This is a genomic window from Caballeronia sp. NCF2 (assembly GCF_023631205.1).
In the GTDB taxonomy this organism is placed as follows: Bacteria; Pseudomonadota; Gammaproteobacteria; order Burkholderiales; family Burkholderiaceae; genus Caballeronia; species Caballeronia zhejiangensis.
Genome location: NZ_JALQDN010000096.1, coordinates 51,272 through 71,272, shown reverse-complemented (window position 1 = coordinate 71,272; position 20,001 = coordinate 51,272). Strand labels below are relative to the sequence as shown.

Here is a 20,001-nt window from a genome sequence, read left to right as displayed (position 1 = left end):
GCGTCACGGCAGGATGTAAAGGTCCGCGAAATTGCCTCTCAGACCTTCGCCTGTGGATGCATGGTTCTTCACTTTGGTCGATGCGATCGTGATGTTCGGACTGGCGCCGAACTCGATCGACGGAATATCGTCATGCACGATCTGCTGGAACTGCCGGAATAGCTGACGGCGCCTGTTTTCGTCGGTTTCCACCGAGGCCGCTTCGAGCAGTCGGTCCACTTCCGGATTCGAATAGTGCGCGGCGTTGGAAAATGGCAGGCCGATTTTGAAGTTCTTCGACCAGAACACCCGCACCGCCGAAGAATCGCTTGCCAACCCCTGTCGTCGTGCTCAGTACCACGGTCTTTAATCCGCCCGGCGCCGCTTCAACGCCATTGAGCCTTGGCCTTGCGATGCAGCGGCTTGTGCCTGAAGATCGCGCGCAGTTTGCTGGAATGGCCGCGCGCCATGGCGAAAGCGCATGGCGCGGCGCGTCGTCTCACGAATAGAACGACGGCTTCGGAATTCGTCCGTTGAGCGCCCAGTCGCCCAGCTCGCGCACCTTGTAATCGAGCGGATCGTGCAGCGTATGCACGCGCACATTGCGCCAGAAGCGGTCGAGCCGCAACGCCGCCGTCGTCGAGCGCGCGCCCGTCACTTCGAACATGCGATGCGCGACGTCGAGCCCCGCGCGCGCCGCCGCAACCTTCGCCGTGGCGACTGCGACGGCCACTTCGCCGCGCTCGCTTTCGGTGAGGGAAAGGCCGCGCGCCCACGCGCGATCGAAGGCCTGCATCGAACGTTCGACTAGCAGACACGCCCCTTCGAGCGCGACAAAGAAGTCGCCGTAGTGCGCGATCACATACGGATCCTCGGCGGGACGCTCGGCCTGCGAGGCAATCCACGGCCGCGTCTGCGCGAGCGTCGCGTCGCGCGCCGCCTGCAATGCGCCTTCGCCGATGCCGAGATAGATATGGCACAGGATCGACTGCGCGAGCAGCGGCCGCAGCGTCGCGAACGGGCTGGAAAGCGGTCCGGGATTGAGCAGCAATTCGTCCGCCGCGATGGGCACGCGCTCGAAGATCACCGTGCCGCTGTCGGTCTGGCGCTGCCCCATGTTGTCCCAGTCGTCGAGCACGGTGATGCCCGCGCGATTCGTCGGTGTGATGCCGATCAGCAGCCGCCCGTCGCCATCGAACGCGGACGCGAGCAGCTGGTCCGAATCGCGGGCGCCGGAACAAAAGCTCTTGCGGCCATCGAAGACATAGCCGCCGGCGTCGCCTGGCAGCGCGCGCGTGCTCTTGTCGAGCGGATTGAGCGCGTTGCCCCAGAACCAGCCCTGCGCGACAGTCTCACGCGACCAATGGCGAATCTGCGCATCGCTGCCGAAGAGGCGGATCGTCGCGAGTTGCAGATGATGGAACGCGAACAGATGCGCGAGCGAGCTGTCGACTCGTGCCATCCGTCTGACGACATCGAGCGTCGTCGACCACGGAGCGCCATCGCCGCCGTACTCCACCGGCAACGACAGTCGCAGCAGGCCGCTCTCGCGCAACAGGCGGCGCTCATGAAAGGCGGTGCCGCCGGCCTTGTCGCGTGCCGCGGCGGTTTTCGCCCATTCGCGCAGCACCGCTTCCAAAGGCTCGGCCCACGGGGCGTCTTGAGTGCGGCTCATTGCAGTGTCTCCTGTCGATGAAGGGTGCGCCGTGTTCGATGCCCGGCTTTGGCGTCAAACCGGAAAACCATAGATAAATACATTGGTTTGGCTTGGATGGGCCGATTTGTAAGCTTGTCGCGCACCATGGACGATAACCGCTTCGCTGCCTCGCGCGCGCGAAGCAAGAGGAGAACCCAATGAAGAAGTTCCATCCGTTGCGGGCCGGCGTGCTGGCCATCGCATTGAGCGCAATGATCGCATCGCTCGCGCAGGCCGCCGATCCGAACAAGCCCGAGATTCGCTTCGGCGCGACGGCCGGTCCGTACTCGGACCAGATTCGCTACGGTATCAAGCCACAGTTGGAGAAGGAAGGCTACAAGGTGACGATCGTCGAGTTCAGCGACTACGTGCAGCCGAACCTCGCGCTCGCCGACGGCGCGCTCGACGCCAACGCATTCCAGCACGAGGTGTATCTCAAGAAGTTCTCGGCGGATCACAAGCTCGCGCTCTCGGAGCTCGTGAAGGTGCCCACCGCGCCGATCGGACTCTACAGCCACAAGCACAAGCGCCTCGACGAGCTGAAGGACGGCGCGACGGTGTCGCTGCCGAACGACGTCACCAACCAGGCGCGCGCGATCATTCTGTTGCAGCAACTCGGCTGGGTGACGCTCAAGTCCGGCGTCGATCCGGTGAAATCGTCGGAGCGGGATATCGCGTCGAATCCGCACAGGATCAAGCTCGTGCCGCTCGAAGCCGCGCAACTGCCGCGCTCGCTCGATGACGTCGACTATGCGTTCGTGAACGGCAACTTCGCGCTCGCGGCCGGCCTCAAGCTCAATGACGCGCTCCTGCTCGAAAAGATTCCGCCGTACTACCTGAATCTCGTTGCGGTACGCACGGCCGATCTGAACAAGCCGTATGTGACGGACATCGCAAACGCGTACCGGTCGGCGGATTTCGCGCGCGTGATCGAGCAGCGCTTCGCGGGATTCTCCAAGCCGGCGCAGTAAGCGGGAACGCTGCGGCGCAACGCTCAAGGCCGCAGCCCTTCGACGGCTTCGAGCCGCGACGCCGCATCGTCGCGGCGGCTTCTCGACAGACGCGGATTGAACGCGGCGTGCAGCGCATCGCTCAGCAGATTGAGCGCGAGCACCGTCAGGGCGATCGCCGAGCCGGGCACCGCGATCATGTACCACGCGGTGCGCAGGGCTTCGCGCCCGGTGCCGACCATCGAGCCCCAGCTCACCACGTTCGGATCGCCGAGCCCGAGAAACGACAGCGCCGCCTCCGACAAAATCGCGTTCGCGACGAGCAGCGCGGTCGAAACGAGAATCGGCGTGAGCGCGTTGGGCAGGATCTCGATGAAGATCAGATGCGCATCGCTTGCGCCGAGCGCGATGCTCGCGCGGACGAACTCGCGCTCGCGCAGCACGATGAACTCGCCACGCGTGAGCCGCGCGATGCCCGGCCACGCGGTCACGCCGAGCGCGAACACGATCGTCGAAAGCGACGGCGTGAGAATCGCCACGAGGATGATCGCGAGCAGAAACGGCGGCACGGTCTGGAAGAACTCGGTGATCGCCATGAGCACGCGGTCGATCGCGCCGCCGAAGTAACCCGCGACGCCGCCGATCAGCACGCCCAGCACGAGCGCGATAACGGCGACCGTCCCGCCGACGGACAGCGAGACGCGCGCGCCGTGAAAGAGACCGGCGAGCAGGTCGCGGCCCATCAGGTCGGTGCCGAGCGGAAACGCGCGATCGGCGCCGGGCCATTGATAGGGCGCGGCGACCATGTCGAGCGGATCGCCGGGAAAGAGCCAGTTGGCCGAGAGCGCCGCGACAAGCGCCAGCGCGAGCAGGAGCGCGCCGACGAACGCGGAAGGCTGGCGCAGGAAAGTGAGCGGCTTCATCGGTTCGACCTCGTGCGTGGATCGACGAGTCCGTAGAGCAGATCGACCATCAGATTGAGCAGGACGACGAGACACGCCGAGAGCAGCAGCACGCCGACCAGCAGGTTGACGTCGCGGCTTTTGATGGCCTCGAACGACAGTTGCCCGAGCCCCGGCCAGCCGAACACCGTCTCGACGATCACCGAGCCGCCGATCAGCGCGCTGCCCTGCAGGCCGAGCATCGTGAGCACGGGCAGCACCGCATGGCGCAGCGCATGACGCGTCGTCACGTACCACGGCCGGCCGCCCTTCGCGCGCGCGGTGCGGATGAAATCTTCCTGCAGCGTCTCGATCATCGAAGCCCGCGCGAGCCGCGCGAAAATGGCCACGTAATACAGCACGAGCGTCGCGGCGGGCAGCACGAGATGGCGCAGATGATCGAGCAGGCGCGAAACGCCGCGATGCGCAACGTTTGTATCGGCGACACCGCCGATCGGCAGCCAGTCGAGATGCACGCCGAAGACGACGATCAGGAGCAGCGCGGTCCAGAACATCGGCGCGGAATAGCCGATGGTCGCGAGCGTGGAGACGAGCGTATCGACGACGCCGTGCGGGCGGCGCGCGGCGAGCACGCCGAGCATGAGCCCGAGACTGACGGAGACGACGAGCGCCGTGCCGATCAGCGCGAGCGTGGCGGGCAGGCGCGCGAAGATCAGCGACGCGACCGGTTCGCCGAAGCGAAACGAAAAGCCGAGATCGAGCCGCAGCGCATGTTCGATGTAATGCAGCAGTTGCCACCCGACGCCGTGATTCAAGCCATATGCTTCGCGTAACTGCGCGACGTATTGCGGCGACACGTTGCCGCTCTCGCTCGCGATGACATCGACGAGATCGCCGGGCATCAGCTTGAGCAGCACGAAGTTGAGCACGGTGGTGCCGAGCAGCACGAGCACGAGCTGAATCAGCCTGTGCCCGATCCTGCGTCCCGCGAGCGCCGATGTAAGCCGCATGACGGTCACGCCTTGTCGAACCAGACGCGCGCGAAATTGGCGCGCGAATGGCTGGCGGTGTCGGTGACGTTGCGCAAGTCCTTCGCCCACACGCCGAACCAGCGGAACTCGAACAGATTGATGAGCGACAGGTCGCGCTGCGCGATCTTCTGCAACTCGACGTACAGGTCGCGCCGTTTGGCCGGATCGGTTTCCGTCTGCGCCGCTTCGATCACGCGGTCCATCTCGGTGCTCGCATAGCCGGACGCGTTGAACCACGGCGTGCCGTTGGAGGCCGCCTTCGACCAGTAATGCTGCTCGATGCCGATCTGCGGATCGAGGCCGTCCGTGCCCCAACTGCTGATGAGCTGGAAGTTGTAATCGGTGAAGACGTTCTTGATCCACGTCGGCAAGTCTTGTCCGCGCAGATTCACGTCGATGCCCACGCGCCGCAGCGCCTGACGCACGAACTCGCCGGTGCGCCGATAGTCGTCGCCGTAGGGAATGAAATCGTGATCGAGCTTGAAGCGCCAGCCGTCCGCCTTCTTCGGGAATCCGGCCTTGTCGAGCAAGGCCTCGGCGCGCTTCGGATCGTACGGATACTGCTGCGTATCCGCCGTATAGAAAGACTTCACCAGCGACGACTCCGGCCCCGTCGCGGGCACCGCGTAGCCGCCCCACACGGTCTTGACGAGCACGTCGCGGTTGATCGCGTGCGCGATCGCCTGACGCACTTCGAGCTTGCCGAGAATCGGATCGCGCAGATTCGGTTCCAGCCAGAGCCACGCCGCGTAGCCGTTATAGCCTTCACGCGAAACGACGAGATGGGGCAGCTTCGCGAGCCGGTCGGCATCGGCGAAAGTCACCGGATTGCGTTCGCCATATTGCGCCGCGCCGGTTTCCAGCGCGGTCGCGCGGCCGGAAACGTCGGGCGTGATTTTCCATGTGATGCGGTCGAGATACGGCTGACCCGGCGCCCAATACCTGTCGAAGCGGTCGAGCACGATGCGGTCGCCGCGCGCCCATTCCGTGAACTTGAACGGACCCGTGCCGACCGGCTTGTTGTTGTACGGATTGTTGCGGATGTCCGTATTCTCATAGAGATGCTTCGGCAGGATCGGCGTGCCGAGCGAATCGAGAATGCCGAAGGTCGCGGGCGTCGATTTCGACAGATGCAGCACGACCGTATGCGCATCCGGCGTATCGATCTTCGTCAGGTATTGCAGCACGCGCCGCGACGCCGGGCTGATCTTCAACCACACTTCCTCGGCTGAGAATTTGACGTCGGCGGACGTGAAGGGCTGGCCGTCGTGCCACAGCGCATGGCGGCGCAGCCTGAAGGTCCATGCGAGGCCGTCGGGCGAGACGGTCCAGCTCTCCGCGAGCTGCGGGCGCGGCTTGAGGTCCGGGCCGTATTCGACGAGGCCGTCGAAGATCTTGCTTGCGACCGCGCCGATCATCGTCGCGGAGTTGACGAAGAAGGCGAGCGTCGGCGGTTCCGGATGGATGACCGCCGTGAGCGTGCCGCCGCGCTTCGCGCCGATCAGCGTGATCGGCGTCGTTTCGGTCGTGGCCCAGGCGTTGCCCGTGAACACGAACGGCGTCGCCGCGCCCGCGACGAGCGCGCCCGCGCCCTTGAGCAGCCTGCGCCGCTTCAGATCGGCCACGGCGGCGCCCAGCGGATCATCGCGGAACAGAAGCGTCGAGGTCGAGGTCGAGGTCGGCTGCGGCTTGCGCTTGAAAGTCACGATCAATTTTCCTTGTATCGAATAAGAATGGCGCATGCGATGACGGCACCGCGTCGATCAGCGCGCGCGTGTAGGTGTGTTGCGGCGAAGTCCAGATCGAAGCGTGATCCCCGCTCTCGACGATGCGTCCCGCCTGCATCACGAGCACGCGGTCGGCGATATAGCGGACTACCGACAGGTCATGCGAAATGAAGAGCAGCGCGAGGCCCAGCTCGTGCTTGAGGTCGGCGAGCAGGTCGAGAATCTGCGCCTGAATGGAGACGTCGAGCGCGGACACGGGCTCGTCGCAGATGACGAGTTCCGGCCGCAGCACGAGCGCGCGCGCGATGCCGATGCGCTGCCGCTGCCCGCCGGAGAACTCGTGCGGATAGCGCCGCAGCGCCGATTCCGGCAGACCGACGGCATCGACGATGCGGCGAATCCTGTCGTGCCGTTCGCGCCGGTTCGAGACGCCGTGAATGGCGAGCGCATGACCGAGCGTGCGTTCGACGGTATGACGCGGATTGAGCGAGCCGTACGGATCCTGAAAGATCATCTGCACGCGGCGGCGATAGGGCCGCAACGCACGCCGTCCACGATGCGTGACATCGTCGCCGTCGAAGACGATGCGCCCGCCCGTGGGCTCCACGAGCCGCGTCAGCGCGCGCGACAGCGATGACTTCCCGCATCCCGATTCGCCGACGAGGCCCACTGTCTCGCCCGCGCGAATCTCGAAGCTGACGCCGTCCACGGCGCGCACGCCGCCGTAGTCGACGCGCACGTCGCGGGCGTCCAGCAGCACGCGCGCGGGCGTTTCGGCGGTGGATCGCGGCTTGGCGCGCGGCGCGTCGGTGAGCCGCGCGTCGCGATAATGCAGTCCCGCGCCGAAATGCAGCGACGCGCCGAGCAGCGCGCGCGTGTACGGTTGCGCGGGCTGCGTGAACAGTTGCCGGCTCGATGCTTCCTCGACCTTCGCGCCGTCCTTCATCACGACCACGCGATCCGCCCAGCGCCCGACCACGCCGAGATCGTGCGTGATGAGCAGCACGGCCATCGACAGTTCGCGCCGCAGGCGGTCGATCAGCGCCAGAATCTGCGCCTGAATGGTGACGTCGAGCGCGGTGGTCGGCTCGTCGGCGATCAGGAGGCCGGGCCGGCACGCGACCGCGATGGCGATCATCACGCGTTGCCGCTGTCCGCCCGACAGTTGATGCGGATAGTGCGCGAAGCGCCGGCGCGGCTCCGGCAGATGCACGAGTTCGAGCAGCTCGAGCGCTTCCTTGCGCGCGGCCTGAGCGGACATCGGGCGATGCAGCGTGAGCGCTTCGGCGACCTGCTTGCCGACGGGCTGAAGCGGATTCAGCGAGGTCATCGGCTCCTGAAAGATCATGCTGATGCGATCGCCCCGCAGCGCGCTCCATTCACGCTCGCTTTGCGCGAAGAGCGGTTTCCCTTCGAAGCGGATCGCGCCTTGCACGCGCGCACGTTCCGGCAGCAGTCCCATCGTCGCGAGCGCGACGGTCGATTTCCCGCTGCCCGATTCGCCGACGAGCGCGACGATCTCGCCACGCGCGATCGTCAGATCGAACGGGCGAACCGCCGCATGGCCGCCGAAGGACACGCTCAACTCGTCGATCTCGAGCAGGGGCGTCGCGGCGCTCATGTCGCCTGCCTGTCGGCCGGCCCGGACGGATCGCGGAAGCCGGCGGCCGTGTGACGCGCGCCGAGCCGCGCGCCGCCGCCGAAGAGCTTCTCGCGCAGCGTGCCTTCTGCATACGCCGTCTTGTAGATGCCGCGCGACTGCAATTCCGGAATGACGAGATCGATGAAGTCCTCGTAGCTTTCCGGCGTCACGGTCCGCGTGAGATTGAAGCCGTCGATGCCGGCTTCGTCGACCCAGGATTGCAGCGCGTCGGCCACCTGAACCGGGTCGCCGACGATCGTCGTGTAGCGGCCGCCCAGTTGCATCTGGTCGAGCAGATGCCGCACCGTGACGCCGCGCTTGCCGTCGGTCACGCGCTGCACCGACGATTCGATGCCGCGTCCCTTGTGGCCGCCGGGCGGCGCGATTTCGTCATCGGGCGCGTAGGTCGAATAGTCGATGCCGCTGCCCGCCGCGAAGTGCGCGAGACCCGCTTCAGGACTCGCATACCGCGCGTACTCGGCGAACTTCTCTTCGGCTTCGCGCTGCGTGCGGCCGACTACCACGGTGATACCCATGATGATCTTCAGATCGCCCGCATCGCGTCCGGCTTCGACGGCTTGCGCGCGCAGCGCGTTCACGAGCTTGCGCGTGCCTTCCTTGCTCTGGCTCGACACGAACACGCATTCGGCATGACGCACGGCGAACGCCTGGCCGCGCCCCGACGATCCGGCCTGGAACAGCACCGGCGTGCGTTGCGGCGACGGCTCGCACAGGTGATAACCGTCGACGTCGTAATAACGGCCGCGATGCCGCACCTTGCGCACCTTCGCGGGATGGGCGAACACGCGCGCCTCGCGGTCGCGCAGCACGGCATCGTCCTGCCAGCTTCCTTCCCACAGCTTGTAGAGCACGTCCAGATACTCGTCGGCGCGATCGTAGCGCTCGTCGTGCGCGATCATCTCGGTTGCGCCCATCGCGCGGGCGGCGCTGTCGAGATAGCCGGTCACGATGTTCCAGCCGATACGTCCCTCGGTCAGATGATCGAGCGTCGAGAAGCGCCGCGCGAGCAGATACGGCGCTTCATAGGTGAGATTGACGGTGATGCCGAAGCCCAAGTTCTGCGTCGCGGCGGCCATCGCGGAGACGAGCATAATCGGATCGTTGACGGGTAACTGCACCGACTCCTTCAGCGTGACATCGACCGATTGCTGATAAACGTCGTACACGCCGACGATATCCGCGATGAACAGCCCGTCGAAGAGGCCACGCTCAAGCAGCTTCGCGAGGTCGGTCCAATAGGAGAGTTTGCGATAGTCCGTCGAACGGTCGCGCGGATGGGTCCAGAGGCCATGATTGATATGGCCGACGCAGTTCATGTTGAACGCGTTCAGAATGATGTGCTTCTTGCTCATGAAAGGGCGGGGCGAACGAAGAAAAAGTCAGGCCACGCCGATGCGCCATTGGCCCGGCGGCAGCGTGCCGTTCACGGCGAAATCGCCGACGATCCGGTCCTTGTAGATGCGCGGATTGTGCGACGCGATGGTGCGCGCGTTGCGCCAGTAGCGGTCGAGCCCGGCGGTGCGCAGCGTCGCGGATGCGCCGAGCGCGTCGAACACGCTCGCGCTCGCGTCGAGAACGAGTTGCGACGCGACCGTCTGCGCCTGCCAGATCTCGATCTCCGTTTCCGCGATGACGGCGAGCGCATCCGGCCTGTCGAACGACGCCGCCGCGCGTTCGAGCGCGCGCGCCGCCTGCGCGACGATCGCGCCGGCCGTCCAGGCGTGCGCGCGGGCGCGGCCGACTACTTGCAGCAATTGCGGATCGTCCGCGGCGTGCGTGCTGACCGCGTGGCTGTAACTGCGCGTGCGCGCGGCGATGGCGGCGGCCGCATCGCTCGCGACGGCCCGGCCGATGCCCGCGAGCGTCGCCAGATGCACGAGCTGATAGAACGCTTCGGAGTACGGGAACGGCGCGCGGCCCGCGACGATTTCGCGTTCGTCGACCTTCACGTTGTCGAAGCGGCTCGTGCCGCTCGCGGTGAGGCGCTGGCCCATGCCGTCCCAGTCGTCGATCACTTCGACGCCGTCCGCACGACGATCGACCGTGACGGACACGGCCTCGTCGTCCGCATCGGTTGCGCCGACGTGGATCCAGTCGGCGAAGAGCGAGCCGGTCGTATAGAACTTCGTGCCGTTCAGATGCCAGCCGTTCGCGTCGCGGGTGAGGCGCGTCGCGAACTGGCTGCGCGGCGCTTCGCCCGTCTCGGACCACGCCGCCCCGACGATGACGCCCTTCGCGAGCCGCGCGAGCCATCGCTCGCGTCGTTCGACGGGACTGTCGAGCGCGTGCTCGATGAAGCCGAAGTGCGCGCGCAGCGCCTGCGTGATGTTCGAATCGGCTTCCGACAACTCGATCAGCAATTCGAACAATTCGACGAGGCGGATGCCCTGGCCGCCATAGTCGGCCGGCACGCGCAAGGACGTGAAGCCGGCGTCGCGCAGCCAGGCGATTTCGTCGGTGGGAAGACGGCGTTCGAGCTCGCGCGCGACGCTCTGTGCGCGGATGCGAGCGAACACGGGCCGAAAGCGCGCGGCGAGCGCGGCGTACCGTTCCGTGGGACCGGGACCCCACGCTGCGCCGACTTCGACGCCGGAAGGCAGGGGAGCATTGCGATCGAAAGGCATGGCGCTCCGATGTGATTCGTGAAAGCGTCGATTATCTGCAACCGGTGCGCCAACGCTAAACGATGAATCATCAGAAGCTAAGCGCAATCGCCGCTATTCGCCGTTATCTGGTGTCGACGGCCATCTTCGCGGCAGGCGCGTGGGCCAGGCGAGCAGCTATGACCTCGAGCCACCGCTGGTCGCGCTTGCGCTCGGGCTGATCGACCGTCTGACGATGCCGCGCGTTCCTCGCGTGCAATGCATTGCAGAAAAGCTTCGTTGTTGAACCGTTCCGGCGAGCCTAGATTCGATCTGTCGAACCTAGCCAGCGGGGCGTGCAATCATGAGCGATGTCGTGATCGAGCAGCCGGTCGAAGTCGAGGCCGGGTTGAACTATCTCGTGCCTACGGGCGTGAAGCCCGCCTCCTACGCCTACGATCCGCCGCCCGGCGTGCCGCGCCGCACCGGCGAATATCGCACGCACGCGGTGAGGATTTCGAATGCGCGGCTGCGACCGCCGCCGGGCGGCCTGTCGCTGGACCGGAATGGTTTCGAGTTGCATCGCGAAGCGAGCGCGCTCAGCGATTTCTCCGACGATGCCGCGATTCGTTCGGTCTACTACCCGCAATCCGAGCGCCTGCTGAAGCAATGGACGGGGGCGAAGCGCGTCGTCATCTTCGATCACACACTGCGGGATGGCGCGGCGGCACGCGCGAACGGCGTGAAGGAGCCGGTGCATCTGATCCACAACGATCAGACCTTCGTTTCCGGGCCGCGCCGGGTGCGCGATCATCTTCCCGACGATGAAGCCGCCCGCCTGCTGCAAGGGCGCTTTGCGATCGTCAATCTGTGGCGGCCGGTGGGCGAGGTCGTGGAATCGTCACCGCTCGCACTGTGCGATTCGCGCAGCATCGACGAACGCGATGCGGTCGCGCAGGACTTCATCTATCCGACGATGACGGGCGAAACCTACGCGTTCGTGCATAACCCGCTGCATCGCTGGTACTACTTCCCGCTGATGTCGCCCGACGAGGCGCTGCTCATCAAGATCTACGACTCGGCCGGCGACGGCGTTGCGCGTTTCACCGCGCACACGGCCTTCGACGATCCCGCATCGCCGCCCGATGCACGGCCACGCCGCAGCATCGAGTTGCGCAGCCTGCTGTTCTTCTGAGGTACTGCCGAGCAAGCCTGGTACGCGCTGCAAATACGAAAAGGTAACTCGGTATCGCAGAGGAAGGCATCGCACGCGGCCGCGAAAGCAACGAACGAATTCGGCTACGGCGCGCAATGGGCGAGCTGCGGGAAAGCATCGCGGGATTGCAGCGATATGCATAGTCGAAACGCTTCGTTGGCGACGCGTCTTGTCGATGCTTCAATGTTTCCGTCGCATCGAATGCGGCCTGCATCCGACAAACGCAAACCACAACGGAGATTTTCGATGTCCGAACTTTCCACGCTCGCCGCCGAATCCACGCTGTCTCCCGTCACGTCGAATGAACCGTTCCAGGTGCGCCCGATCGGCGGGCGCATCGGCGCGGAAGTGCGCGGCGTGACGCTTTCCGCCGATCTCGACGATAACGCCATCGCCGCGATCAACAATGCGCTGCTCGAACACAAGGTTCTGTTCTTCCGCGGCCAGTCGCATCTCGACGACGCCGCGCAGGAAGCCTTCGCCGCGCGTTTCGGCGAGACCGTCGCGCATCCGACCGTGCCGTCGCTTTCGAGTGGAAGCCGTCTGCTCGAACTCGATTCGAAGCATGGCACGCGCGCGAATTCATGGCATACGGACGTCACGTTCGTCGATGCTTATCCGAAGATTTCGATTCTGCGCGGCGTCGTGATTCCGCCCGCCGGCGGCGACACGGTATGGGCCAACACGGCCGCCGCATATGCGAACCTGCCGGAAGCGCTGCGCGATCTCGCCGACAAACTCTGGGCGCTGCATTCGAACGCCTACGACTATGCCGCCACGCGCAACGTGCCCGATACGGAATCCGAGCGCGAGTACCGTAAGCAATTCACCTCGACGCTCTATGAAACGGAGCATCCGGTCGTGCGCGTGCATCCGGAAACGGGCGAACGCACGCTCGTGCTGGGTCACTTCGTGCAGCGCTTCATCGGTCTTTCGCAGCGCGATTCGGACCGTCTCGCCGAAATCTTCCACGATCACGTCACGCGCCTCGAAAACACCGTGCGCTGGCGCTGGACGCAAGGCGATGTCGCGATCTGGGACAACCGCGCGACGCAGCATTACGCGGTGGCCGACTACGCCGATGCGCATCGCGTCGTGCGTCGCGCGACCGTGCACGGCGATGTGCCCGTAGGCATCGACGGGCGCAAGAGCCGCATCGTCAAGCAGGAAACGCGCACCGCCTGACGCGTGGCGCGATACCCCATGCACCGGCGATCGCATCGCCGGCGATCCACTCTTTCTCATTGCACGATGACACTACGATTCAAGCTCTTCGTCGGCGCGGCGACGCTGTTCGCTGCGCTCATCGGTCCCGCGCAGGCCGCCGATCCGGCCGTGGTGCGCATCGGCGTCGCGCAGCAGGGAACCGGCGATCCGCCCGTTTTCGGCGGCTCGCCCGCGGCGACCGCGCTTTTGCAGCATCGCGTCGAAGATGCGTTGCAGCCCGAGCACATCAAGGTCGAGTGGATCTTCTTCAAGGGCGCGGGACCCGCCGTCAACGAGGCGCTCGCGAACAAGCAGCTCGACTTCGCGTATCAGGGCGATTTGCCTTCCGTGCTCGGCCGCGCGAACGGATTGAAGACGCATCTGCTGCTGGCGTCGAACGTCCGGACCGGTGTGTACCTCGCGGTGCCTCCTGATTCGGACATCAAGAGCGTCAAGGATCTGAAGGGCAAGCGCGTCGGCATCTTTCGCGGGACGAATCTGCAACTCGTCGCCGATAACGTGCTGAAGCAAAACGGCCTCAGCGAACGCGATCTGCGCGTCATCAATCTCGATACCGCTGCCTCGCAGGCCGCGCTGGCGTCGAAGGGCGTCGATGCGGTGTTCCTCGACTACTCGCTCTTCAAGCTGCAACGTCAGGGGCTCGCGAAGATCGTCTATGCATCGCGCGATGACGGCGTGCAGTTCACGCGCCAGGCGCATCTTCTCGTGCTCGAAGACTACGAGCGCGCGCATCCCGACACGGTGCAGAAGGTCGTGACCGCCGTGGTGCAGGCCGCGCAATGGTCGTCCGATGAAACCCATCGCCATGCACTCTTCGCGTTGTGGGCGAAGAGCGGCGTGCCGGTCGAATCGTGGTCGTCCGAGTTTGCGAATCAATCGATGAAGGACCGCATGTCGCCGCTCATCGATCCGTTTCTGGTCGCGCGTTATCAGGCCGTCGCCGACGATGCGTTGCGTCTGAATCTGATTCGTCAGCCCGTCAGCGTGAATGGATGGTTCGAGCCGAAGTATCTGGATCAGGCGCTGAAGTCGCTGAAGCTCGAAGCCTACTGGCCGCGTTTCGATGCAACGGGCAAGCCTTCCGGCGAACGTCTCGCGGAGAACAGATAAATGGCCAATGCACTGACGCGTGTGTTTCAGCCCGCGGATCGTGCGCGCGGAATGTCATCGACTGATGCGTGGCGCACGATCGGCTGGACTGCGTTGCCGTGGATCGTGCCCAGCGTCTGCGCGTTGCTGTGGGTGCTCGGCTCGCACTACGGCTGGATCTCCGCGCAAGTGTTGCCGGCGCCCGCGCTCGTCTTCGAAACGCTCGGCGCACTCGCGAAGAGCGGCGAGTTGTGGACGCATCTGCTGGCGAGCACGACGCGCGCCGCTGTCGGATTCGGCGGCGGCGTGCTGCTCGGCATCGCGCTCGGCGGATTGCTCGGCCTGTCGCGCACGCTGGAAGCCTACGTCCTGCCGAGCTTCAACGCGATCGTGCAAGTGCCGGTGCTCGGCTGGTTGCCGTTTCTCATGATCGTCGTCGGCATTGGCGAGCCGCTGAAGTATCTGCTGATCGGGCATGCGGCGCTCGTGCCCGTCACGCTCTCGACACTGCAAGGCTTTCGCGGCACGCCGCGTGCGTTGCAGGAAGTAGCGTCGGTGTATCGCTATACGCGCTGGCAAGTCATCACGCGCGTGACTTTGCCGTCCGCGATTCCGGTCATCGGCACGGGCGTGCGGCTCGCGTTCACGAAAGCGTGGCTGACGCTCGTCGTCGTCGAGCTCGTCGCGTCGTCGGAAGGGCTGGGTTATCTGATCGTGTATGGACGTCAGCTTTTTCAGCTCGATCTCGTGCTGGCCGCGGTGCTGATCGTCGGCGCAATCGGCTATGCGGCAGATCGCCTGCTCGATGCATTCGAGCGCAAGCTGCAACGCGGCCGCGTCAATTGAGGATCAGCCATGTCGACTCTGGATTGGGAAGCGGGAACAGTCAAAGGATCGTGGCGCGGACTCGTGCTGCCGATAGCCGCGCTCGCCGTGTGGTGGTACGTGTCCCGCGATGCGCAAGTGGGGCGAGGCGTGATGGGTTCGCCTGCACACGTGTGGAGTACGGCGGTCGATCAGGTCCGCAGCGGGGCGCTCGCGCGTGCGTTGTCGGCATCGCTTGCGCGCGAGTTGACGGGCTTTGCGATCGGCACCAGTCTCGGCCTCGCGCTCGGCGCATTGCTCGGCATATCGAAGCTCGCGAATCGCGCGATCGCACCGAGCTTCAACACGTTCAAGCAAGTGTCGCTGTTCGCGTGGATTCCGTTGATCTCCGTGTGGTTCGGACTCGGCGATGTCGCGAAGGTCGTGTTCCTGTCGCTTGCCGCGCTCGTGCCCGTCGTGATGCATACGAGCGACGGCATCCGCGCCGTTCCCGCGAACTGGCTCGACGTGGCGCGCGCATATCGCTATGGCAGGCTGCAAACGGTGGCCTATGTCGTGGTGCCCGCAGCGTTGCCGTCCATCTTCACGGGCGTGTATCTGGCGCTCATCTATTCGTGGCTCGCGACGCTCGGCGCGGAGTATCTGCTCGTTGCGGGCAGCGGCATAGGCAATACGCTCGTCGATGGCAGCGAACAGTTTCGTATGGATCTCGTCGTGTTCGGCGTGATCGTGGTCGGTTTGACGGGGTGGGCGTTGAATGCTTCCGCGCGCGGCGTGCAGCGGCGCTGGTTCGGCGCGTCGCGCGCGGCTTGAGGAGAATCCGGATATGACGACGCAAATAGAGCAAGACAGTGGCCTGACGCTGCGGCACGTGAGCAAGCGCTTCGCTGGCGATGCGGGGCCGCCGGTGCTCGATCGCATCGAGCTGTCGATTGCGAGCGGCGAGTTCGTGAGCATCGTCGGGGCGAGCGGTTGCGGAAAGTCGACGTTGCTGCGGCTCATCGCGGGCCTCGATGGCGATTACGACGGCGAGATCGATTTCGGCGGCGAGCGCGTCGTGACGACGGATCTGTCGCGCGGCATCGTGTTTCAGGATCATCGGCTGTTTCCGTGGCTCGATGTCGCGCAGAACGTCGCGGTCGCGTTGCGCAACGCGCCGTTATCGAAGGCCGAGAAGGCGCGCGCGGTGGCCGAGCATATCGAGCTCGTCGGATTGAAGGGCTACGAGCGGCTTTATCCGCATCAGTTATCGGGCGGCATGGCGCAGCGCGTTGCGATTGCGCGAGGACTGGTGAACCGGCCGCGTCTGCTGTTGCTCGATGAACCCTTCGGTGCGCTCGACGCACTTACGCGAAGCCGCTTGCAGCTCGAATTGCAGCGGATATGGGAGCATGAACGGATCACGATGGTGCTCGTCACGCACGATGTGGAGGAAGCCGTGCTGCTGTCGGACCGGATCGTGGTGATGCAGGCGCGGCCGGGACGCATCGGGGAAGTGGTGGATGTATCGCTGCCGCGGCCGCGAAAGGTTGGAGATAGCAAGGTCGCCAGGTTGCGCGACGATATCGTGGACAGCTTCTTTACCGAAGCGGCCTAAAGCTGCGCTTCGATCGCCGCTTTATCGATAACGGACCACACGCGCTCGATCTTGCCATCGCGGAACTCATAGAAGACGTTCTCGCAAAACACGACGCGTCTTCCATCGATATGCAGGCCGAGGAAGTCAGCCTTCGGCGTGCATTCGAAGCGCAACCGGCAAGCGACGCGCGGCGGCTCCGCTATCAGCAGCTCGATATCGAAGCGGAGGTCCGGAATTTCGCGCACATCTTTCTTCAGGAGCTCGCGATAGTCATCGAGCGTGAGCGCGCGCGCGTTGTACTGCAGCGCATCGTGAACGAACGCGCCGAGATTCGGCCAGTCGCGCGCATTCAGGCAAGCGATGTATTGCCTGTAAATATCTGAAAGCATCGTGTGCGCTCCAAAAGGAATGGTGATGCGCTTATCGTAGCGTTGTGCGTTCGGCGGTGAACCGACGCGCGCAGCGCTCAATTCTCATCGACGACTCGCTAACCAACAAGCTTACTTCGGATGGCACGCGCAATGCTGAACGCAGGGATCACATTTCCCCGCCGGAGTTCTCCATGCCTTTTCGCGGCCAACCCGATCAGCTTTTGCCCAACGCCGCGCCCGCCGAACCGGAAGCGGGGCGCCGTTCGTTTCTGACACGCGGCGGCGCGGGCATTGCAGTCGCGCTCGCGGCCGGAACCGGCAGCGCATGGGCCGCCGGTCCTTCAGGTGCCGATGCCAATCAGGTCAAGCTGCCGCTGATTCAAGACCCGAACACGGAGCAGAAGGAAGAAACGCCCGACGCGAATCTGCCGCCCGACGCGCGCATCGGCTATGCGATCGTCGGGCTCGGACGTCTTTCGTTGAATCAGATTCTGCCCGCGCTCGCGCAATGCAAATACTCGAAGGTGGCGGCGCTGGTTTCCGGCGATCGCGAAAAGGCGCGGCGCGTCGCGCGTCAATACGGCATCGCCGATGCCGACATCCACGATTATCAGGACTTCGAGCGTCTTGCAGACAATCCGCGCGTGCACGTCGTGTATATCGTGTTGCCGAACGGCATGCACAAGGCGTTCACGCTGCGCGCGGCGAAGATCGGCAAGCATGTGCTCTGCGAGAAGCCGATGGCGAACAATGCCGCCGACTGCGAGGCGATGGTCGAAGCGATGAAGCGCGCCAATCGCAAGCTGATGATCGCGTATCGCAGCCAGTACGAGCCGATGGATCGCATGGTTGCGAAGATGATCAAGGAGAAGAAGCTCGGCACATTGCGCGAGTTCATCGCGGGAAATTCGCAGAATGTGGGCGATCCATCGCAATGGCGCTTGAAGAAGGCGCTCGCGGGCGGCGGCGCAATGCCCGACATCGGCCTCTATTGCCTCAACGCGGCGCGCTTTCTGTCGAACGAAGAGCCGATGGAAGTCGTCGCGACGGTGCATCGCCCGCAAGGCGATCCGCGCTTTGCCGAGGTCGAGGAATCGGTGCACTTCATCCTGCGCTTTCCGAGCGGACTCACGGCGACGTGCATGTCGAGTTATGCAAGCCACGAATCCCGTTTCTTCAGGCTGCAAGGCGCACAAGGCTGGGTCGAGATGGATCCGGCGTTCGGCTATAACGGATTGCGCTTGCGTCACGGCATGCTCGTCGACGGCAAGAGCGCGACGACCGAAGTGCAGATCGATCCGCAGAACCAGTTCGCGCGCGAAATCGATCACATGTCGGTCTGCGTGAAGGACGATCTCGTGCCGCACACGCCGGGCGAGGAAGGCTTGCAGGATCAGCGGATCATCGACGCGATCTACGAATCGGCGCGCACCGGCCGCGCCGTGAAGCTCGCCCAGCCGGATGCGCCGACGCGCGGGCCGGAGCCGCAGGAAGAGACTTTCTGATCGGTTGCGAACGGGTGGCATGTGGCGCGTGCGGAAGAGATGGCGCACGAGCACGCTCGCCGCGTTGACGCCCGTCGCGAGGTGGACGCCTTGTGCGCGGTAAGGATTGGCCAGCACGACGTTGGCGAGAATCTTAACCGCGAAGCCTCAGAGATCATGCGATAGCGCGTTTCGCTCGCGAACTGGTTCGCGAGTCCGCAGCGGAACAGTTTCGTCACAGCGACGGTGTCTCCGGCGTGAACGCGCCCCTCTGAAACAACAGGTTGATCCCCCGCAGAAAAAGAAGCACTTTCGCCGTGGCCCGCCCCGCGCGTGCGCCAACTCTCGCACGATCGGCAAAGACGGGCGGTACATCAGCCGTCCCTCGCGGCATCAGCGATGCTAATAGACGAAGACGCCGTTATCAGATCGATTTGACGGAGCGCGCCGGGCATTTATTCAGGCTTGCTGCTTAACCGCCCATTCCCGCGCGTCCCATTGATACGGAACCGTAAGGACGGTGTCATCCGGGCTAGCACCGATATAAGCCCGAATTATCCGGCGCATCAATAAACAGTATTAGGCGTTATGGTGCGATCTCGCTACGCTTCATCCAATGCGCTCGCTTACCACAGTCGGCGCGCACAGATGGAGACGCTGATGAACACGCGCTGCCGCAGCGAACGGCAATACCGCATTCGTCTAGCCGGTGTTGTCGTCCGCGCGCGGCAGCGCCGATCATGCGCCCGTGCTGATCTTCCAGAACGAGCGCGTGCATCGGCTTCGGGATCAGCGTTATTCGTGGTGCCAGAGACGCTCGACAAGCTCGAAGGCGGCTACGCGCGGACTCCCTCCCGAATCATTGCGCATAACGGCGGACGCCAACGGGCACACGCCTTTCACAACAGCCGGAGACATTGATGAAATACGAAGATGACGTTCGTGCGCGTTCCTACAAGTTCCGCGACGAATATGTCGATGCCACGCCATGGTGGTATCGCGGCGAAATGCACCTCGGCTTCACATTGCTCTTCACGGGCGGCGTGATCGTCTTTTGTCTGATGCAGCTTCATGCGCCGACGCTCGCCGAATGGCTGGCCGTCATTCCGCTCTTTCTGTTCGGCAACTGGGCGGAATGGGCGGCGCACCGCTATGTGCTGCATCGTCCGACGAAGTATTTCAGCATGATCTACAAGCGCCATTGCGCGGTTCATCACCGGTTCTTCACGCATGTGACGCTTGAGTACAAGGGTCACCGCCACTGGCGCGCGCTGCTGTTTCCGCCTTTCGCGCCGGTTGCATTCGTGCTGGCGGCCGTGCCGTTCGCGCTCCTGATCGGGTTCGTATTCTCCCGCAACGCAGGCTACATCGCGCTGTTCACGATGGCGGCATACTTTCTGATGTACGAGGGCCTGCATACGCTCTCGCACGTCACCGACAGCCCGTTCCTCGACCGCGTTCCGTTCGTGAACACAGTGCGGCGCCTGCACGCTACACACCACGATCCCGAAGTGATGGCGACACAGAACTTCAACCTCACGTTCCCGATCTGCGACACGCTGTTCGGCACACGCAGCGACGTTCCCGGTCGTGCGCGTCAACCGTTGGAACGCGGCCATTAAGGCGCTTGTTTCCACAAAACACAGTCGCTCGCGACGTGGCGTTGCGTACGGCGGCCTC

At 64.5% G+C, this 20,001-nt stretch carries 17 protein-coding genes and 1 pseudogene; 9 read left to right on the top strand and 9 right to left on the bottom strand.

What is annotated here, in order from left to right; translation table 11 throughout:
* Nucleotides 1-3 precede the first annotated feature (3 nt).
* A pseudogene (locus tag NCS02_RS34885) lies at nucleotides 4-291 on the bottom strand (ABC transporter substrate-binding protein); the annotation flags it as partial.
* Nucleotides 292-478: 187 nt separating this feature from the next.
* Nucleotides 479-1,654, bottom strand: coding sequence for an acyl-CoA dehydrogenase family protein (locus NCS02_RS34880; RefSeq protein WP_175982445.1), 1,176 nt, complete (start codon nucleotides 1,652-1,654; stop codon nucleotides 479-481).
* Nucleotides 1,655-1,833: 179 nt separating this feature from the next.
* Here NCS02_RS34880 and NCS02_RS34875 point away from each other — a divergent pair, with 179 nt between their 5' ends.
* Nucleotides 1,834-2,646 (top strand): MetQ/NlpA family ABC transporter substrate-binding protein, encoded by an 813-nt coding sequence (locus NCS02_RS34875; protein ID WP_250520448.1) that lies wholly within the window; start codon nucleotides 1,834-1,836, stop codon nucleotides 2,644-2,646.
* A 23-nt stretch (nucleotides 2,647-2,669) separates the two neighbouring features.
* Here NCS02_RS34875 and NCS02_RS34870 read toward each other — a convergent pair whose 3' ends face one another.
* Genes NCS02_RS34870 through NCS02_RS34845 form a run of 6 tightly spaced genes read right to left on the bottom strand, consistent with a single transcriptional unit; the run spans nucleotide 2,670 to nucleotide 10,572 of the window.
* Nucleotides 2,670-3,548, bottom strand: a complete 879-nt coding sequence (locus NCS02_RS34870) for an ABC transporter permease (RefSeq protein WP_008345413.1) — start codon at nucleotides 3,546-3,548, stop codon at nucleotides 2,670-2,672.
* On the bottom strand, nucleotides 3,545-4,537 hold the full coding sequence (locus NCS02_RS34865) for an ABC transporter permease (RefSeq protein WP_175982448.1): 993 nt from the start codon (nucleotides 4,535-4,537) through the stop codon (nucleotides 3,545-3,547). Before NCS02_RS34865 ends, NCS02_RS34870 begins: the two co-directional genes overlap by 4 nt.
* A 5-nt stretch (nucleotides 4,538-4,542) precedes the next feature.
* Nucleotides 4,543-6,264 (bottom strand): ABC transporter substrate-binding protein, encoded by a 1,722-nt coding sequence (locus NCS02_RS34860; protein WP_250523650.1) that lies wholly within the window; start codon nucleotides 6,262-6,264, stop codon nucleotides 4,543-4,545.
* Nucleotides 6,200-7,906 (bottom strand): ABC transporter ATP-binding protein, encoded by a 1,707-nt coding sequence (locus tag NCS02_RS34855; protein ID WP_250520447.1) that lies wholly within the window; start codon nucleotides 7,904-7,906, stop codon nucleotides 6,200-6,202. Before NCS02_RS34855 ends, NCS02_RS34860 begins: the two co-directional genes overlap by 65 nt.
* The gene (locus NCS02_RS34850; protein WP_250520446.1) at nucleotides 7,903-9,300 is read right to left on the bottom strand and encodes an LLM class flavin-dependent oxidoreductase; all 1,398 of its coding nucleotides are present in this window, start codon (nucleotides 9,298-9,300) and stop codon (nucleotides 7,903-7,905) included. The genes NCS02_RS34855 and NCS02_RS34850 overlap by 4 nt, the downstream gene beginning before the upstream one ends.
* A 27-nt stretch (nucleotides 9,301-9,327) precedes the next feature.
* Nucleotides 9,328-10,572 (bottom strand): acyl-CoA dehydrogenase family protein, encoded by a 1,245-nt coding sequence (locus tag NCS02_RS34845; protein ID WP_250520445.1) that lies wholly within the window; start codon nucleotides 10,570-10,572, stop codon nucleotides 9,328-9,330.
* A gap of 322 nt (nucleotides 10,573-10,894) precedes the next feature.
* On the opposite strand from NCS02_RS34845, the gene NCS02_RS34840 reads away from it, so the two are divergent.
* The 6 genes from NCS02_RS34840 (at nucleotide 10,895) to NCS02_RS34815 (ending at nucleotide 16,484) form a co-directional block, all read left to right on the top strand.
* Nucleotides 10,895-11,725: a CmcJ/NvfI family oxidoreductase gene (locus NCS02_RS34840; protein WP_250520444.1), complete on the top strand. Its 831-nt coding sequence runs from the start codon at nucleotides 10,895-10,897 to the stop codon at nucleotides 11,723-11,725.
* Nucleotides 11,726-11,992: 267 nt separating this feature from the next.
* The gene (locus NCS02_RS34835; protein ID WP_008345425.1) at nucleotides 11,993-12,931 is read left to right on the top strand and encodes a TauD/TfdA dioxygenase family protein; all 939 of its coding nucleotides are present in this window, start codon (nucleotides 11,993-11,995) and stop codon (nucleotides 12,929-12,931) included.
* Between the two features lie 66 nt (nucleotides 12,932-12,997).
* Nucleotides 12,998-14,083, top strand: coding sequence for an ABC transporter substrate-binding protein (locus tag NCS02_RS34830; protein ID WP_250520443.1), 1,086 nt, complete (start codon nucleotides 12,998-13,000; stop codon nucleotides 14,081-14,083).
* 51 nt (nucleotides 14,084-14,134) lie between these two features.
* The gene (locus NCS02_RS34825) at nucleotides 14,135-14,908 is read left to right on the top strand and encodes an ABC transporter permease (protein ID WP_239295339.1); all 774 of its coding nucleotides are present in this window, start codon (nucleotides 14,135-14,137) and stop codon (nucleotides 14,906-14,908) included.
* Between the two features lie 9 nt (nucleotides 14,909-14,917).
* Nucleotides 14,918-15,700 carry an ABC transporter permease gene (locus tag NCS02_RS34820; RefSeq protein WP_250520442.1) on the top strand — a complete coding sequence of 261 codons (783 nt, stop codon included), beginning with the start codon at nucleotides 14,918-14,920 and terminating at the stop codon, nucleotides 15,698-15,700.
* A 13-nt stretch (nucleotides 15,701-15,713) separates the two neighbouring features.
* A complete protein-coding gene (locus NCS02_RS34815; RefSeq protein WP_033535709.1) occupies nucleotides 15,714-16,484 on the top strand; it encodes an ABC transporter ATP-binding protein in 771 nt (256 codons plus the stop codon).
* Here NCS02_RS34815 and NCS02_RS34810 read toward each other — a convergent pair.
* Entirely contained in the window at nucleotides 16,481-16,855 is a 375-nt protein-coding gene (locus NCS02_RS34810; protein ID WP_008345436.1) for an ester cyclase, read from the bottom strand. The two genes, NCS02_RS34815 and NCS02_RS34810, sit on opposite strands and share 4 nt — an antisense overlap.
* A gap of 173 nt (nucleotides 16,856-17,028) precedes the next feature.
* Between NCS02_RS34810 and NCS02_RS34805 the strand changes: the two genes are divergently transcribed.
* Together NCS02_RS34805 and NCS02_RS34800 are read left to right on the top strand one after the other, a co-directional pair.
* On the top strand, nucleotides 17,029-18,342 hold the full coding sequence (locus NCS02_RS34805) for a Gfo/Idh/MocA family protein (protein ID WP_250520441.1): 1,314 nt from the start codon (nucleotides 17,029-17,031) through the stop codon (nucleotides 18,340-18,342).
* Nucleotides 18,343-19,241: 899 nt separating this feature from the next.
* Complete coding sequence (locus NCS02_RS34800; RefSeq protein WP_008345438.1) at nucleotides 19,242-19,943, top strand: sterol desaturase family protein; 702 nt, start codon at nucleotides 19,242-19,244, stop codon at nucleotides 19,941-19,943.
* The last annotated feature ends 58 nt before the right edge of the window (nucleotides 19,944-20,001 follow it).